The 15903-nt window shown below is 72.4% G+C and carries 11 protein-coding genes; 3 read left to right on the plus strand and 8 right to left on the minus strand.

Going from position 1 to position 15903, the window contains the following annotated elements; all coding sequences use genetic code 11:
- Positions 1–290 precede the first annotated feature (290 nt).
- The 5 genes from BRM1_RS11490 to BRM1_RS11510 all read right to left on the minus strand — a co-directional run bounded on the left by BRM1_RS11490 (position 291) and on the right by BRM1_RS11510 (position 8325).
- Entirely contained in the window at positions 291–1871 is a 1581-nt protein-coding gene (locus BRM1_RS11490; RefSeq protein WP_268526082.1) for an HNH endonuclease signature motif containing protein, read from the minus strand.
- A 586-nt stretch (positions 1872–2457) separates the two neighbouring features.
- Complete coding sequence (locus BRM1_RS11495; RefSeq protein WP_268526084.1) at positions 2458–3981, minus strand: tripartite tricarboxylate transporter permease; 1524 nt, start codon at positions 3979–3981, stop codon at positions 2458–2460.
- Positions 3981–4817, minus strand: a complete 837-nt coding sequence (locus BRM1_RS11500) for a tripartite tricarboxylate transporter TctB family protein (protein ID WP_268526086.1) — start codon at positions 4815–4817, stop codon at positions 3981–3983. The genes BRM1_RS11495 and BRM1_RS11500 overlap by 1 nt, the downstream gene beginning before the upstream one ends.
- Complete coding sequence (locus tag BRM1_RS11505; protein ID WP_268526088.1) at positions 4814–5863, minus strand: Bug family tripartite tricarboxylate transporter substrate binding protein; 1050 nt, start codon at positions 5861–5863, stop codon at positions 4814–4816. The genes BRM1_RS11500 and BRM1_RS11505 overlap by 4 nt, the downstream gene beginning before the upstream one ends.
- 98 nt (positions 5864–5961) lie before the next feature.
- Positions 5962–8325 carry an MMPL family transporter gene (locus tag BRM1_RS11510; protein ID WP_268526090.1) on the minus strand — a complete coding sequence of 788 codons (2364 nt, stop codon included), beginning with the start codon at positions 8323–8325 and terminating at the stop codon, positions 5962–5964.
- A gap of 101 nt (positions 8326–8426) precedes the next feature.
- Between BRM1_RS11510 and BRM1_RS11515 the strand changes: the two genes are divergently transcribed.
- On the plus strand, positions 8427–10700 hold the full coding sequence (locus BRM1_RS11515) for a S9 family peptidase (RefSeq protein ID WP_268526093.1): 2274 nt from the start codon (positions 8427–8429) through the stop codon (positions 10698–10700).
- Complete coding sequence (locus BRM1_RS11520) at positions 10693–11055, plus strand: SdpI family protein (RefSeq protein ID WP_268526095.1); 363 nt, start codon at positions 10693–10695, stop codon at positions 11053–11055. The genes BRM1_RS11515 and BRM1_RS11520 overlap by 8 nt, the downstream gene beginning before the upstream one ends.
- 40 nt (positions 11056–11095) lie before the next feature.
- Here BRM1_RS11520 and BRM1_RS11525 read toward each other — a convergent pair whose 3' ends face one another.
- From BRM1_RS11525 to BRM1_RS11535, 3 genes are all read right to left on the minus strand, one after another.
- The gene (locus tag BRM1_RS11525; RefSeq protein WP_268526096.1) at positions 11096–11884 is read right to left on the minus strand and encodes a putative hydro-lyase; all 789 of its coding nucleotides are present in this window, start codon (positions 11882–11884) and stop codon (positions 11096–11098) included.
- Positions 11884–13083 carry a cobalamin-independent methionine synthase II family protein gene (locus tag BRM1_RS11530; protein WP_268526098.1) on the minus strand — a complete coding sequence of 400 codons (1200 nt, stop codon included), beginning with the start codon at positions 13081–13083 and terminating at the stop codon, positions 11884–11886. The genes BRM1_RS11525 and BRM1_RS11530 overlap by 1 nt, the downstream gene beginning before the upstream one ends.
- Before the next feature lie 115 nt (positions 13084–13198).
- The gene (locus BRM1_RS11535) at positions 13199–14998 is read right to left on the minus strand and encodes an FAD-dependent oxidoreductase (protein WP_268526100.1); all 1800 of its coding nucleotides are present in this window, start codon (positions 14996–14998) and stop codon (positions 13199–13201) included.
- Positions 14999–15218: 220 nt separating this feature from the next.
- On the opposite strand from BRM1_RS11535, the gene BRM1_RS11540 reads away from it, so the two are divergent.
- Positions 15219–15896 (plus strand): FadR/GntR family transcriptional regulator, encoded by a 678-nt coding sequence (locus BRM1_RS11540; RefSeq protein ID WP_268526102.1) that lies wholly within the window; start codon positions 15219–15221, stop codon positions 15894–15896.
- The last annotated feature ends 7 nt before the right edge of the window (positions 15897–15903 follow it).

The following is a 15903-nucleotide window of genomic DNA, read 5'->3' on the forward strand; positions in this document are numbered from 1 at the left end:
CTCGGGGGCTGGTGGGGGCGGGTACGGAGCGTGGAGTTTTGGGCGGCCCTGCGGAACGCTGGTCGAGGAGAACGAGGCTGGTCAGAACGGCGGGGGAGCGGTTTCGGGTGTCCACGGTGCGCAGTCGGAGTCGGGAGACGGTGTGTGGGCCTCACCACCGTAGCCAGCCGTTGTTGGCCCGCTGCAGACAATCGCTCCGCTGTCCTGTGTGCACCCGTCATCCACTCTCGAGGTAGTAAAGCGACGAGGGGGAAGTGCGGTGTTGCAGTCCATGAATGGAATGGAACATGTCAGAACGGCGGTGGATCGTCTTCCTCGATCGCGGGTTCGTGTGGTTCTGCGCCGTTGGCCGCTAATAAGCGCGAGGGATCATCTGGGACGACCGTTCTGAAACCTCGCCGGGATGGGCGACCGGCTTCCTCGGAGCGACCGCGGCACAGCTGCGCCACGCGGCGGGCATGCTCGATGTCGATGTGGGAACAGGGTGCGTCAACGGGGCCGACGAGGGGCGCGGGGAATGTCCAGCGGACCGAGCCATCCGGCTCGTCGCCCACGCGTTCGACCGCGAAGAGCCCATTGGTCTTGTGCAGGTGGTGCCTGCGGCAGAGCGGGTGGAGATTGTCGAGCTGAGTGGGGCCGCCCCGAGCGGGATCGCTGCGGTTGAACGGGGTGATGTGGTCCGTGTCGCTGCTTGTTGCGCGCCGCGAGCAGCCGGGCACCGTGCACCAGACCCATCTCGCGTTGACGGTGGTCCGCAGGGCCTGCGGGATCGCGTACGTGCGGGCGACCGCTTCGATTACTCGCCCGGTGGCGGGGTCGGTGAGCAGGCGCCGCATCGAGGGGGCGCAGGCGGCGATCCGCCGGGCATCCGCAGCCGAGACGGGGGAGGCGTCGTCGAAGTGGCCCGGCAGCTCCGACTCCCCAATGAGAGAGAGGAATGGGATGGTGACGCACACGGCGGCCTGTCGGCGCAGCCAGCCGCGTGCCGTCGGCATCTGGAGCTGGAGTGAGCGCCGGCTGCCGTCTGCTGCGAGGACCTCGAGGGGCAGCGTCGGGATGGTGAAGAGGCCGAGGTCGAAGCGCAGCTGATCGATCGAGCGCTCCTCGTCGAAGGCGGTCGCGTGATCCAACCGGCGCCCGGTCTCAGGGTCGGTGAACAGCGATGCGTGCGACAGCGCGATGGCGTGTGCCCATGCCGTTGAGCGCCGCCAAGCCGCGGTCACATCCGCGATCGGGCCGGTGTACTGCAAACAGCCGGTGCCGTCTCCGTTGTTCCAGAACCGCACGCGGCGGTTGCGCTGGGCATCGTCGAGCGCGTCCTCGGGCGGCAGCAGGGCGGCGAAGATGTCGTCCACGGCCTTCTTCCAGCGCTTCCACTCCCATGCGGCGTCGAGGTCGCTGACGAGTGCATCGAACTCGCCGCGCAGTCCGAGGGGCAGCGTCGCGGTCTTGCCGCTGGCGTATTCGAGCCGGGTGAAGCCGAGCCGGTGCTCCACGGTCAGTGCGTGCACGAGAGGCATGGTTGCCGTCACGCCAAAGGCCCGGCCCGCGATCGTGTGGGCACGGAAGATGGTGACGTCGAGAGCCGACGCCAGCTCGATCCAGACGATCTCCGGCAGTGCGCCCAGCAGCTGTGTGTAATCGGCGGGGATATGGGCTTCGGGGTCGCGGGCCGTGAGCGGGGCATTGTGGCGCAGGTACGCGGTCGTGAGATGGCGGCAGAGGGCGTGTGCACGGCCGAGCTGCGCGTCCTCGAGGAGGTTGATGGAACTCGCGAGTGACTGCTGGCCGAACTCCCCGTGGGAGGTGCCCGGTGTCTCGGGGCCGTCATGGTCATCCGCGGGGAACGGGCAGTGCACTGTCGTGGACATCGGGCTCACCTCCCTGTCACCGCGACCGCCTCATCGCGATCGGTATACGAATACTAATCGAACACAAAGCCAATCGCAACGCGTTAGAAGCCTGTGGATCGAGAAGTTTTCCATGTGGGAGTGTTTCGTCGGTGCATGCGGGCGGGGCTGAACCGACCAGAGCTGCGGACGGGCAAACGGATCGTCGGTGCGCTTCTCGTGGGCACTCGTGAGTGGCTTTGGGCGCACCCGGTGGCGGCGCCTCTTCCACTGCACGGCTTTCACAGTGCCTCGCAGCTTGGGTCCAAAGGGCCTCACCACCGGCCCCGTCGCACTGAGGTATGTCTCTCGCTCCTCGGCGACGTTCTGCCGTCATGATGCGCCGATCATGGCACCCGCCGCCGATCACTGCCGAGCGGCCGGATTACCCTGCCCAGCACTTCGGCTACTCAGCCGTAGCGCCGTGCCCAGCGCCTCACCCAGCACCGGGCCAGACCCGGCGATTGTCCACGACAACCCGGACCCGCGCTCACGCCCCCGCGCTCACGCCGACGCCGCCGCGCTCACGCTCACGCCTCGGCTCACGTCGACGCCCCCGCACCGCGGCTCACGCCGCCGCCTCGGCCTCCGCCCGCTCGTTGCTCCGCGCGCGCAGGCGACCCCAGCCGGTGTAGGCGAGCGCGCCCAGCAGCACGATGTAGAGGACGATCGCGATCGGCGACTGGAAGAAGACGCGGTAGTCGCCGTCGGAGGACAGCAGCGCGTCGCGCATGTTCGTCTCCGCGAGCGGTCCCAGGACCATGCCGATCATGAGCGGCGCCAACGGCACCCCGTAGCGGCGCAGCACGAAGCCCAGGATGCCGATGCCCAGCAGCATGAAGAGGTCGAACACGGACGACGAGGTGGCGTAGATGCCCAGCCCGCAGAACACTGCGATGCCCGCGTACAGGTAGGGCTCGGGGATGAGGAGGAGCTTCGCCCACAGTGGCGCGAACGGCAGGTTGAGGATGAGCAGCACGACCATGGCGATGAAGAACGAGGCGAGCAGGCCCCACACGAGCTCCGGGGCGCGGTCGAACAGCAGGGGCCCCGGTTGCAGGCCGTACTGCCGGAACGCGGCGAGCATGATCGCGGCGGTCGATGAGATGGGCAGGCCCAGCGCCAGCAGCGCGCCCATCGCGGTGCCCGTCGTCGCGTTGCCGGCGGCCTCGGGGGCTGCGAGCCCGCGGATGGCGCCGTGGCCGAACTGCGGGTCCTTGCGCCGGCGGTCCAGGCGCCGCTCGAGCCCGTAGGCCATGAACGTCGGCACGTCCGCGCCGCCCACCGGGATGACGCCGAACGGCAGCCCGATCGCGGTGCCGCGGAACCAGGCGGGCGCGGCCTCCTTGAGCTCCGCGCGGGAGAGGAACGGCCGGCCGGACGAGCGGACGGTCGCGTCGTTGCGCTGGCGCCGGATGCGCGAGGCGGTGAAGAGCACCTCGCCGAGCGCCAGGACGGCCACCGTCACGGTGACGAGCGAGACGCCGTCGAACAGCTCCGGCACGCCGAACGTGAAGCGCTCCGTGCCGGAGACGGAGTCGATCCCGATGACGGAGATCCCGATGCCCAGCACCAGCGCGGCGAGCCCCTTGAGCACCGAGTCGGCCACGACGGACGAGGTGGCGGCGAAGGCGAACAGCGCCAGCGCGAAGTACTCGGCGGGCCCGAAGCTCGCGGAGAGGTCCGCCAGCTGCGGGGCCAGGAAGACGACGACCACGCAGGAGACGATGCCGCCGATGAACGCGCCGATCGCAGCGGTGGCGAGCGCCTGCGGGGCGCGCCCGCTCAGGGCCATCTTGTGGCCCTCGAACGTCGAGGCGATCGCCGAGGACTGTCCCGGCGTGTTCATGAGGATCGCCATCGTCGAATCGCCGAACAGCCCGCCGAAGTACACGCCGGCGAACATGATGAACGCCCCGGTGGGATCGAGGGCGAAGGTCAGCGGCAGGAGGAGGGCGACCGCCATGGACGAGCCCAGTCCCGGCAGTACGCCCACGGCGGTGCCGAGCAGGCAGCCGATGACCACCCAGAGCAGGTTGATGGGCGTGAGCGCGTGGCCGAAGCCCTCGATGAGCAGGTGGACGGACTGCATCACAGGCCTCCCAGGATGCCGGACGGCAGGTTGAGCCCCAGCGCCACATCGAAGCCCAGGTAGACGAGCGAGGCGAACGTCAGCGCGAGCACCAGGTCGAAGAGCGGACGCCGCGAGCCCATCGAGCGGCACACGCACCAGAACAGGATGGCCGCGGCGATGATCCAGCCCATCGGCACGATGAGCGCGGCGAAGGCCGCGAAACCGCCGGCCGCCCAGCCCAGCGCCGCGAAGTCCGAGTGCGTGCGGTGGCGCAGGTCGGCCGAGCGGCGCACCCTCACCTGGCCGTGGGAGCCGCCCGCCTCGCCCTCCTCCGGGTGCGCGTTGAGCTGCGAGGAGGCCAGCGCGGTGGTGAGGGGGGAGGTGAAGGCGCCCTCCTCCTCGGCGGCTTCGCGGGCCTTGAGCTCGTCCGCGTCCGGCTCGGGGAACGTCTCCTCGACCGGCTCGGGATGGCGGATGCAGGCGATCGCGAGGAGCACGGCGAGCACGTAGCCGGCCACCATGATGATGGCGGGGAAGAAGCGCGGGCCAGGCGGGTCCGCGTCCTCCACGGTGGGCATCACGAGGATGCCGACGAGGAGGTAGGTCGAGAACGCCGCCATGATGAGCGGCACCAGGAGGTTCGAGCGGCCCTCCCACCAGGTGCCCTGGCCCCAGCGCACGGGGGCGGGCGCCGCACCCGAGGTGTGGGCGGGCTCCGCACCCGCACCCGAGGTGCGAGCGGCATCCGCGCCAGCGCCCGAGGTGCGAGCGGCATCCGCGCCAGCGCCCGCGCCTGTGCGCGCGCTCGCCCTGCCCGCGCTGGTGCTGCCCGCGGTCTCGTCGTGCTCGCTCACAGTCCCAGCTCCCCGATGAGTTCGCTGACCTGCTTCTGGTCGTCCCGGATGAAGTCAGCGAGCGCGGGCCCCGTGAGCCACACGTCCGTCCACTCGTTGCGCGCCAGCGCGTCCTGCCACTGCGCCGAATCGCGGGTGCGCCGGAGGATGTCGATGAGCTGCCCCGCCTGCTCGTCCGTGATGCCGGGGGCGCCCAGGTAGCCGCGCCAGTTCGTCAGGTCCACCTTGCTGCCGAGCTCGGTCATGGTGGGGATGTCGATGCCCTCGAGCCGCTGGGGCGCCGCGATGGCCAGCGCCTTCACGCGCCCGGCCTCCACCTGGTCGGAGACCTCGTTGTAGCCGGTGCAGGCGAAGTCCGAGGTGTGCGAGAGCAGGGTCGCGATCGCCTCGCCGCCGCCGGCCTTGGGAATGTAGGTGAAGGCCGCGGGGTCGATGTCGTTGGCCTTGGCCAGCTGCGCGATCGTCAGGTGGTCCACGGACCCCGCGGAGCCGCCCGTCCACGTGAAGCGCTCCGGGTCCTTCTTCCACTCGGAGATGAGCCCGTCGAGGTCCTTGAGGGGGGAGTCCGCGGGTGCGATGAGGACGTCGTAGTCCTCCGCCACGCGGGCCAGCAGGGCGACGTCGTCGAAGCCGACGGGGGACTTGTTGAGCACGATGCCGCCCGTCATCGCGGTGCCGGTGGCGAGGATGGTGTCCGCCTGCCCGTCCATCGTGGAGAACCGGCCCAGCCCGATCGTGCCGCCGGCGCCCGGGATGTTGACCACCTGGGCGTTGTTCGTCACGCCCGCCAGGCGCATGGCCTGCTGGGTCTCGCGGACGAAGCCGTCCCAGCCGCCGCCGGCCCCGGCGGGCGCGATCATCGTGAGGTTGGCGGACAGATCGCCGGACTTCGTGCCGGAGCTGATGGAGAAGCCCGTCGCCGTGCCCACCGACGCCACGGCGAGGGCGCCGAACGCAAAGGCGCCCAGGCGGCGGCGCGTGATCCCGCCGCCCTCCGGCTGCGGGCGCGCGGGCTCACCGGGCGGGGTGTGCTGAGTGTCGGTCATCGTCGATCCACATCCAGTCTGCTGCGGGACCGCGCGCGGAGCCCGTGCGCGGTGGGGCCCACTCTAACCCCCCGCCGGGGCCCGCGCGGGGGTTCGCGTCAGCGGATGCGCCGCGCGAACGGCCACCAGCTGGCCCGGCCGATGTCGTAGAAGAGGCCCGGGACCAGGAACGAGCGGACGAGGATCGCGTCGAGCAGCACGCCGAAGGCCACGATGAAGGCGAGCTGGACGAGGAACATGATGGGCAGCACGGCCAGCGCGGCGAACGTCGCCGCCAGCACGATCCCCGCCGACGTGATGACCCCGCCCGTGCGCATGAGCCCGAGCAGCACACCGGGGCGGGTGCCCACCCGCACGGCCTCCTCCCGCACCCGCGACATGAGGAAGATGTTGTAGTCGATGCCGAGCGCCACGAGGAAGACGAACGCGTAGAGGGGCACGGACGGGTCCGCATCGGGCAGCCCGAGCACGTGCTGGAACACGAGCGCGGAGGTGCCCAGCGCGGTCGCGAAGCTCACGACCGTCAGCCCCACGAGGAGCACGGGCGCCAGCACGGAGCGCAGCAGCAGCATGAGGATGAGCGTGATGACCGCGAGGATGAGCGGGATGGCGATGGTGCGATCGCGCTCGGCCGTGTCGTTGGAGTCCAGCGCCACGGCGCTCGGCCCCCCCACGAGCGCATCGGGGTCCTCGGCGTGGACGACGTCGCGCACCTGGGCCACCGAATCCCACGCCTCCGGGCTGTTGGGGTCCTGGGCGAGCGTAGCCTGGAGCAGCACCCTGCCCTCCACCGTCGTGGGCTTCGGGGTGACGGTCTTCGGCGGCCCGCGGCGCGCCCCCGGGCCCGCGTCCGACGCGGTCGCGGTGGGCGTGCGGTCGGTGGCCTGCTCGGGGACCTTCGTGAGCCGGCCGTCGGATTCGAAGGAGGCCGAGCCGGACTTCATCTCCGCCGAGGTCACCGTGAGCGACTCGACCGTGTCCAGGCGCTGGAGGGCGCGGGCGACCGGGCGCTGCTCAGCGGCGTCCACGACGATCTGGAGCGGGGAGCCCGAGCCCCCGGGGAAGTGCTTCTCGAGCGTCGCCTGGCCGTCGCGGGTCTGCGACTGCCCCAGCACGAGGTCGGCCTGGGACACCCCGTCGGCGGAGAACCGCGGCGCCCACAGCGCGGGGATGATGAGGATGATGAGCGCGCCCAGCCACACCCGCCGCGGGTGGGCCGCGACGAGGCGGGCGATCGAGGCCCACAGCCCCCGGCCCTCGACGCGCTGGGCCCGGGAGCCCGGATCGACCGCGGGATCGACGCCGAGGGCGGCCGTGCCCCGGCCGGGCTTGGGTGCGAATGGGAAGAACGCCGCGCGGCCCAGGAGCGCGAGCATGGCCGGCAGGAACGTGAGCGCGGCCGCGATCGCGATGACCAGCCCGATTGCGGCCACCGGCCCCAGGGCGCGCGTCGAGGACAGATCCGAGGTCAGGAGGCACAGCAGGCCGGCGATGACGGTGCCGCCGCTGGCGAGGATCGGCTCCCACGCGCCGCGCAGCGCGGTGAGCGTGGCCCGTGCGCGGCCCACGCCCGGCACCGCGAGCGCGTCGCGGAAGCGGGCCACGTAGAGCAGGGAGTAGTCCGTCGTGGCGCCCACGACGAGGATGAAGAGGATGCCCTGGACCTGCCCGTTGATGGGCAGCACGCCGGCGCTGGCCAGGTGCCAGATGACGAAGATCGCGGCGGACAGTGCGGAGACGGAGGTGAGGAGCACGACGATCGGCAGGAGCGGGGAGCGGTAGACGACCACGAGGATCGCGAAGACCGCGCCCACGGCCACGAGCAGCAGGAGGCCGTCGATGCCCTGGAAGGCCTCGACGAGGTCCGCGGTGAACGCGGCGGGCCCGGTGACCTGGACCGTCATCCCCTCCACATCCGCGTCGGCGATGATGGCGCGCAGGGTCTCGACCCCCTCGCCGGCATCCTCGGAGACGATGGGGGCGATGACCTCGTAGGCGCGCTCGTCGTCGGACGGCACCGGGGGCGATGCCTCGTCGACGATCCCGGCGTCCTGGGCGCGCTCGGTGATCTCCTCGAGCGCGTCGGCGGCGCGCGCATCGCTGGGGGAGCTCGTGCTGGGCCGCTCGGCGACGATGATGGCGGGGGGCCCGGAGCTGTCGCTGAAGCGCTCCACCCAGTCCGAGGCGCGCGTCGACTCCGCCGAGCGGGGCAGGAACGAGCTCTGGTCGTTGGTCGAGACCTCGCCGATCTTGCCGAAGTACGGCCCGCCCACGCCGGAGACGGCCAGCCAGCCCAGGATGAAGACGGCGGTCAGCGTCCAGATGAGCCCGCGCGCGCGGCGCGTGGGCGGGGCGGTGCGCGCGGCCGGGTCCTGCGCGGGCGCGGTGCTGCGCGGGGCGGTGGGCTCGGAGTTCTGGGCCGGCGCGGCGGGGGGCCGGGCGGTCAGCAGGCGCGTCTTCATCCCGGCCAGCATATCGGCTCCCGGCCGCCGAGGTGAGGCCAGGCTAAGGGGCCCGCTCCCGCGGCCGCGGGCACCCGGCGCCGTTGCGTAGGGTGGGTGCCATGACTGACGACGCGCGCACGGAATCCGCCCCGCAGGCACCGGAGTCACCGCAGGCACCGATCGCGGCCAAGCACCCGCAGGTCCGCGAGCACCACGGGCATGCCTTCCGCGACGACTACGAGTGGATGCGGGAGAAGGACTCGCAGGAGCTGCTCGACCACCTCGCAGCGGAGAACGACTACACCGCCGCGCGCACCGCCCACCTCGCGGCGCTGCGCGAGGACGTGTTCGACGAGATCCGCGCGCGCACGAAGGAGACGGACATGTCCGTGCCCGTGCGCCGCGGCGGCCACTGGCACTTCGCGCGCACGTTCGAGGGCAAGGACTACCCCGTCCAGTGCCGCATCCCGGCGGTCCCCGGCGACTGGACGCCGCCGGCCCTGCGCGACGGGCAGACGCTGGAGGGCGAGGAGGTGGTCCTCGATCTCAACGCCGAGGCCGCGGGCCACGAGTTCTTCTCCCTGGGCTCGTTCTCGCTGAGCTCGGACGGAGCCCGTCTGGCGTGGGCGGCGGACACCACGGGCGACGAGCGCTACCTGTTGCGCGTGCGCGATCTGCGCACCGGCGAGGACCTCCCCGATGCCATCCCCGACACGTTCGGCGGCGCCGAGTTCGACCGCAGCGGCGAGTTCGTCTTCTACACGACCGTCGATGCCGCCTGGCGCCCGGACACCGTGTGGCGCCACCGGGTGGGCACCCCGGCGAGTGAGGACGTGCGCGTCTTCCACGAGCCCGACGAGCGCTACTTCGTGGGCATGTTCCTCTCCCGCTCCGAGCGGTTCGTCTTCTTCGTGACCGAGTCGAAGGTCACCTCCGGTTGGTGGTTCGTCGACGCCGCGGACCCCCAGGCGCAGCCGCAGCCTGTCTGGCCGCGCGCCGAGGGCGTCGACTACGCGGTCGAGCACGTGGTCGTCGCGGGTGAGGACCGCTTCCTCATCACGACGAACCGCGACCGCGTCGACTTCGACGTCCTCGACGTCGCGGTCGCCGATCCCACGGGCCCCGAGCGGCCCGTGATCGGCACCGCCGAGGGCAAGCGCATCGAGGGCGTTGACGCATTCGAGGGCTTCCTGGCGCTGAGCTACCGCAGCGGCGGCTTCGCCCGCGTGGGCCTCATCCCGCTCGCCCAGGATGCGCCCGCCCAGGATGCGCTCGCCCGCCCGGCGGGCGCCTCGGCGGCGGAGGCCGGCCCCTACGGGCCCTTGGACGAGGTGGAGGTCGACGAGCCGATCGGCACCCTGGAGCTCGGGGCGAACCCGGAGTGGGCGCAGCCCACCCTGCGCCTGGCCTACGGCTCGCTCGTGACGCCGGCGACCGTCTTCGACCTCGACGTCGCCACGGGCGAGCGCACCGTGCTCAAGCGCCAGGAGGTGCTGGGCGGGGTGGACACGGCGGCCTACGAGCAGGCGCTGCGCTGGGCCACCGCGGCCGATGGCACGCAGGTGCCCATCTCGCTCGTCTGGTGCCGCGATGCCGTGCCCGCCGGCTGGGCGGACGGCGCCGCCCCGGCGCCCGTCCTCCTCTACGGCTACGGGTCCTATGAGACGAGCGTCGATCCGTTCTTCTCCGTCCCGCGGCTCTCGCTGCTCGACCGCGGCGTCGTCTATGCCATCGCCCACGTGCGCGGCGGCGGCGAACTGGGCCGCCGGTGGTACGACGAGGGCAAGACGGTGGCGAAGCAGAACACGTTCACCGACTTCATCGCCGCCGCGGACCACCTCATCGCCGCGGGCCTCACCGAGCCGGCGCGCCTCGTGGCGACCGGCCGCTCGGCGGGCGGGCTGCTCATGGGCGCGGTCGCGAACATGGGCTACGACCGGTTCGCCGGCATCAGCGCGGGCGTGCCGTTCGTCGACGCGCTCACCTCGATCCTCATGCCGGAGCTGCCGCTCACGGTCATCGAGTGGGACGAGTGGGGCGATCCGCTCCACGACCCCGAGGTCTACGCGTACATGCGCTCCTACTCGCCCTACGAGAACGTCGGCGAGCACCCCTATCCGAAGATCCTGGCCCTGACCTCGCTCAACGACACCCGGGTGCTCTACGTCGAGCCCGCCAAGTGGGTTGCGCGGCTGCGCGAGGTGGGCGCGGATGCGCTGCTGAAGACGGAGATGGTCGCTGGCCACGGGGGCGTGTCCGGGCGCTACGACGCCTGGCGCGAGCGCGCCTTCGAGTACGCGTGGATCCTCGACGTGCTCGGCGCGGGCGGGGCGGGGCGGCCCGGCCACGGCGGATCAGGCGCTGACCGGCCGGAGGGGGTGCCGCGTGGATGACGCAATCGCGGCCGCGGTGGTGCTCGTCGCGCAGGCGGGGGTGGCCGCGCTCTGCTTCGTCACGACGCGCCGTGCCGCGCGCGGGCAGCTGGGCCCCAACGGCTTCCTCGGCATCCGCACGCCCGCCACGCGGGCCTCGCCCGAGGCGTGGCGGCGCGGGCACGGGGCCGCCATGCTCTATGCGCGCTACATGCCGTGGACGGCGGGCGGCTGCGCCGTGCTCGGCGTCGTGGGCTGGATCCTCGCGGGTCCGGCCGCGGCGCTCACCGTGGGCCTCGTGGGCCTGGCGAGCGCGGTCTTCCTGGTGATCTTCGCCGCGGTGTTCGCCCAGCTCGCCGCCAAGGACGTGCGCTGAGCCCCGCGCCGCCGCAGCGCGTGCCCGGCGCCCTGGGCGGTCAGGGTACGGCGTAGTCCGCGTCGCGGGCATCCGTGATGAGCATGTGGCCGGGCGCATGGCCCAGTGCGAGCTCCGGGCGGGACTCCATGACCGCCGCCTGCGGGGTCACGCCGCACGCCCAGAACACGGGGATGTGGCCGGCCGGGATCGCCACGGGGTCCCCGAAGTCCGGGGCTCCGAGGTCCGCGATGCCCAGCCCCGCCGGGTCGCCCACGTGCACCGGGGCGCCGTGGACGGCGGGGTAGCGCGAGGTGATGCGCACGGCATCGGCCACCCGGTCCGGCGCGATGGGCCGCATCGACACGACGAGCGGGCCGCCCAGCCGGCCGGCGGGCGCGCACCGGCGGTTCGTCCGGTACATCGGCACGTTGACGCCCTGCTCGATGTGCGCGATCGGGATGCCGGCGGCCAGGAGCGGCGCCTCGAACGTGAACGAGCAGCCGATGATGAACGTGACGAGGTCATCGCGCCACACCGCGTGCAGGTCCGTGGGCTCGGCCGTCTTCTCCCCGTCGCGGTAGACGGTGTAGCGGGGCACATCGGTGCGGATGTCGCCGCCGGCCAGCAGGGGACCCGTCGTCTCGCCCGCGTCGAGCACGCCGAGCACGGGGCACGGCTTGGGGTTGCGCTGGGCGAAGAGCAGCACGTCGAACGCGAGCTCGCGCGGCACGATGAGGAGGTTGGCCTGCGCGTGGCCGGCCGACCACCCCGCCGTGGGCACGGCGAGCCCCGCGCGGAACTCCGCTCGCGCCTCGGCCGGGGACAGGTCGCCCGGCGCGGTGGCCATCAGAGCCGCGCGCTGGCCAGGCGGGCGCCCTCGACGAGGGAGGCGAGCTTGGCGAACGCGATCTCCGGGTGGATGCGCCCGCCCAGTCCGCAGTCCGTCGAGGCCACGACGCGCTCGGGGCCCACGAGCCGGGCGTAGCGCTCGATGCGCTCGGCGACGAGCTCCGGGTGCTCGACGACGTTCGTCGCGTGCGAGACGATGCCGGGGATCAGGTACTTCCCGTCCGGCAGGGCCGTGTCCTCCCAGATCCGCCACTCGTGCTCGTGGCGGGCGTTGGCGCCCTCGAACGTCAGTCCGGCCGCATTGACGGAGAGGACCTGGTCGACGATCTCGGCGAACGGGATGTCCGTCGTGTGCGGGCCGTGCCACGAGCCCCAGCACGTGTGGAACCGCACCCGCTGCGGGTCGATCCCGCGCAGCGCGTGGTTGAGGGCGTCGATGCGCACCTGGATGTAGGCGCGGTAGTCGGCGTAGCTGGGCTCGGGGCTGATCTGGTCCCAGCTCTCCGCGATGGACGGGTCGTCGATCTGCACGATGAGCCCCGCCTCGGTGATGGCGAGGTATTCCTCGCGCAGCACGTCCGCCCACGCCCACACGACCTCCTCGTCGGTGGCGTAGTGGCTGTTGCCGATCCGCGCGGCCGAGCCCGGGGCGAGTGAGTTGAGGAACCCGCGGGACTCCTCGTAGCCCGCCGCTGCGAGGCCGGCCTTGAGGTCCGCGATGTCCGCGGCCACGGCCTCTTGGCCGGTGTAGGCCAGCGGGCCGACGATGGTGGGGAAGGCGATGTTGTGGCGCGGATGGATGGCCTCCGCCTCGTCGCGGTAGGCGCCGGGGAAGGCCTGGCGGTCGCGGCGCTGCTCGAAGCTCGTGAGCTCCAGCCCGCCGGCCGCCGCCGGGGCGGGGGTGGCGTTGTAGAGGCCGCCCTCGGCGAGCTCGAGGCCGCCCGTGCGCTCGAACGAGTAGTGCCACCAGGCCCCGAAGTTCAGCGGCGAGGCCATCGTGTGCCCGTACTCGCCGTCGTTGGGCTCGCTGAGGCCCAGCTCGCGCTGCCGGGCGACGATCTCCACGACGCTGCCGCGCAGCAGCTCGCCGAAGTCCGCCGGTGCCCGGCCCTCCTCCCGCTTGGCGCGGTTCGCGGCGATGAGGGCCTCGCTGCGGGGCAGGGAGCCCGCGTGCGAGGTGCGGATCTGGGTGCTCATGCGTGCTCCTTCGTAGGCGTGGCGGGTCTGGCTCATGTCTACCAGGCCCGCCACCGCCTGCCCAGGGCCGCTGACGTCCGGGGTCATACGGCCGCGGGCTGCACGGCGCCCGGGCTCAGGCGGGCGCGAGGCGCGCGGTGCCGAGGATGGCGTCGAGTGCCGCACCCAGCCGGGCGCGCGCCTCGGCCGCATCGGCGGCGGGGAACCGCGCTGCGATGACGCGGTCGGGGCGCACGAGGAGGGCCCCTGCGTCGCCCACCGAGCGCAGCCGGTCCCACTCGGCGAAGACGTCGTGCCATTGGCCGCCCTGCGCGATCTGGACGAGCTCGAGTCCCGGGCGGCCCGCGGCGGCGGCCTGCGCATTGAACTCGTCGACGGCCTGGCGCCAGGCGGCATCGTCGATGCCGGTGATGAGGGCGAAGCGGCCGTGGCCCACGACGTCGATGCTCGACGCGGCCCGGCGCTCGCGCTCGATGCGCGCATGCGGGAGCATGGCCCCGGGGCGGGCGCTGGGCTCGAAGTGGAGGTTGGGGTCGCGGTCGGCCGGGCGTTGTGGGGCCTCGTCGGCCGGGTCCGCGAGCACGGCGGTGGAGGCGTAGCGGACGTCCATCTCCGTGCCGAGCGCGTTGAACTGGTGGTTCTGCAGCTCGATCGCCGTGTTGAACTCGTCCCGGCGGGCCCGCGCGGCCTCGCCGGGGCCGAACAGCGCGTCGAGCGCGGCCCAGCCCTCCTCGGCGCTCTGACCCGGCTCGAAGCCGAGCGCGCGCGAGATCCCGGCCATGTCCTCCACGCTCTTGAGGGCGCGGTCGACGACGTGGCGGCCCACGGGCTGGCGCTCGGCGGAGTAGGTGTCGAGCAGCGCGTCGCCGGCCTGCCCGCGCAGCACGGCGGCGAGCTTCCAGGCCAGGTTGAACGCATCCTGCGCGGAGGTGTTCGTGCCCAGGCCGTTGGCCGGCGGATGGCGGTGCGCGGCATCCCCGGCGAGGAACGCCCGCCCGCGCCGGTAGTCATCGGCGACGAGGTGGTTGATCGACCACTTCGAGGCGCTCTTGATGGTGATCTCCACGTCCGGATCGCCGATCGTCAGGCGGGCGCGCTCGATGAGCGCCTCCTCGGACATGTCCGGCTCCTCGGCCGGGTCGTACATGACGAGGAGGACCCACTCGGTGAACGGCGTGACGTTGATCCACGTGCCGGAGCCCACCCAGTAGTCATTGCCCGGCTGCGCCATCCAGTACAGCGTGCCGCGGCGGTGCTCGCAGTACTGCGTGAGATCGGCCTCGAGCCAGATGTTGAGCGCCGCCCCCAGGTCCGTCTCCCCGGTGAAGGAGAAGCCCAGCTGCTCGGCGACGCGGCTGCGCGCGCCGTCCGCTCCCACGGCGTAGCGGGCGCGCAGGGCGGACTCGGCCCCCGTCCGGCGGTCGCGAACCCTCGCCGTCACACCCGCCTCGTCCTGGGCGACGGCGATGAGCTCGGTGTCGAAGCGCACCTGGGCGCCGGCGGCCAGCGCCCCGTCGAGCAGGACGGGCTCGAGGCGGTGCTGGGGGACGTTGCACATGGCGGTGGGGCTCGCGGCCTCGTAGTCGGAGCTGCGCTCGACGCCGGCGCCCCAGGTCTCGAGGCGCGCGATCTCGCGGCCGGCGAAGCTCGTGGCCCACACGTTGTTGCGCAGGTACGAGTTGTCCGTGGCCACGGCCCGCACGGCAGCCTCGAGGCCCAGGTCGCGGTAGACCTCCATGGCCCGCTGGTTCGTGATGTGGGCGCGCGGGGAGTGGGCGGTCGATGGGTACTTGGTGATCGTCAGCGCGTCCACCCCCTCGCGGGCGAGCAGGTTCGCCAGGGTGAGGCCGGCCGGGCCGGCGCCCACGACGAGGACATCGACGTCATAGGGGGTGTGCGCTGCTGTCGTGTTCACCGTTGCTCTCCTTTGAGTGGCGGTGCTACGAAATTGCGGTGCCGAGCGGGTGCATTGCTCCGCTGTTCACCATGACTGCTATTCATCATGATTGATTATGATGAATAGCAGTCTGCGCCCCGCACCCCCTGTTGTCAACAGTTCAACTACCGTGGGGCCGGGTCTCGGCGCAGGCGCGGGGGCTTGACGACGAAGCCGAGGCTCGACGAAGGAGGACCGGATGTCGCGGATCGACGACGCGGTCGAGGCGCTCAGGGGTGTCCTCGCGGGCGCCGAGCCCGGCCAGCGGCTCGGCACGAAGGACGAGCTGCAGGCGCGGGCCGGCGTGTCCAAGGGGACGTTTGCCGAGGCCCTGCGCCTGCTGCGCGCCAGCGGTGCCGTCGAGCTGCGCCCAGGGCCCGGCGGTGGTCTCTTCGCGGGTGCGCCCACCCCGGTCGCCCGGTTGGGCAATTCGCTGCTCGCCCTCGATGCGGCCGCCGCGGACGTGGGCGAGGCCGTGCGGATCCGCGACGCCCTGGACCCCCTGCTCGTCGAGGACGCCGTCGCGCACGGCACGCCCGCGGGCTATGTGGAGCTGCGGGCCGCGCTGGCCCGGATGGAGGCCGCGGTGGCGGACCCGGAGGAGTTCGTGCGCGCGAACTGGGAGCTCCACCGCCGCATCGCGGAGCTGAGCCCGAACGCGCTGCTGCGCTCGATCTACCTCAGCCTCCTCGACATCGTCGAGGAGCACACGACGGCTGTCCTCCCGGACCCGGAGGAGCCCCTGGCCCCGTATGTGCGCCGGCGCCTGGGCGTGCACGCGGACCTCGTCACCGCGATCGAGTCCCGCGAGCGCGCCGAGGCGCTGCGCCTGACCGAGGTCCACCGCGTCTCCGGTGGAGCGCGCGGCGACCGGTAGCCGGCCG

Source organism: Brevibacterium sp. BRM-1 (genome assembly GCF_026802075.1).
GTDB lineage: Bacteria > Actinomycetota > Actinomycetes > Actinomycetales > Brevibacteriaceae > Brevibacterium > Brevibacterium rongguiense.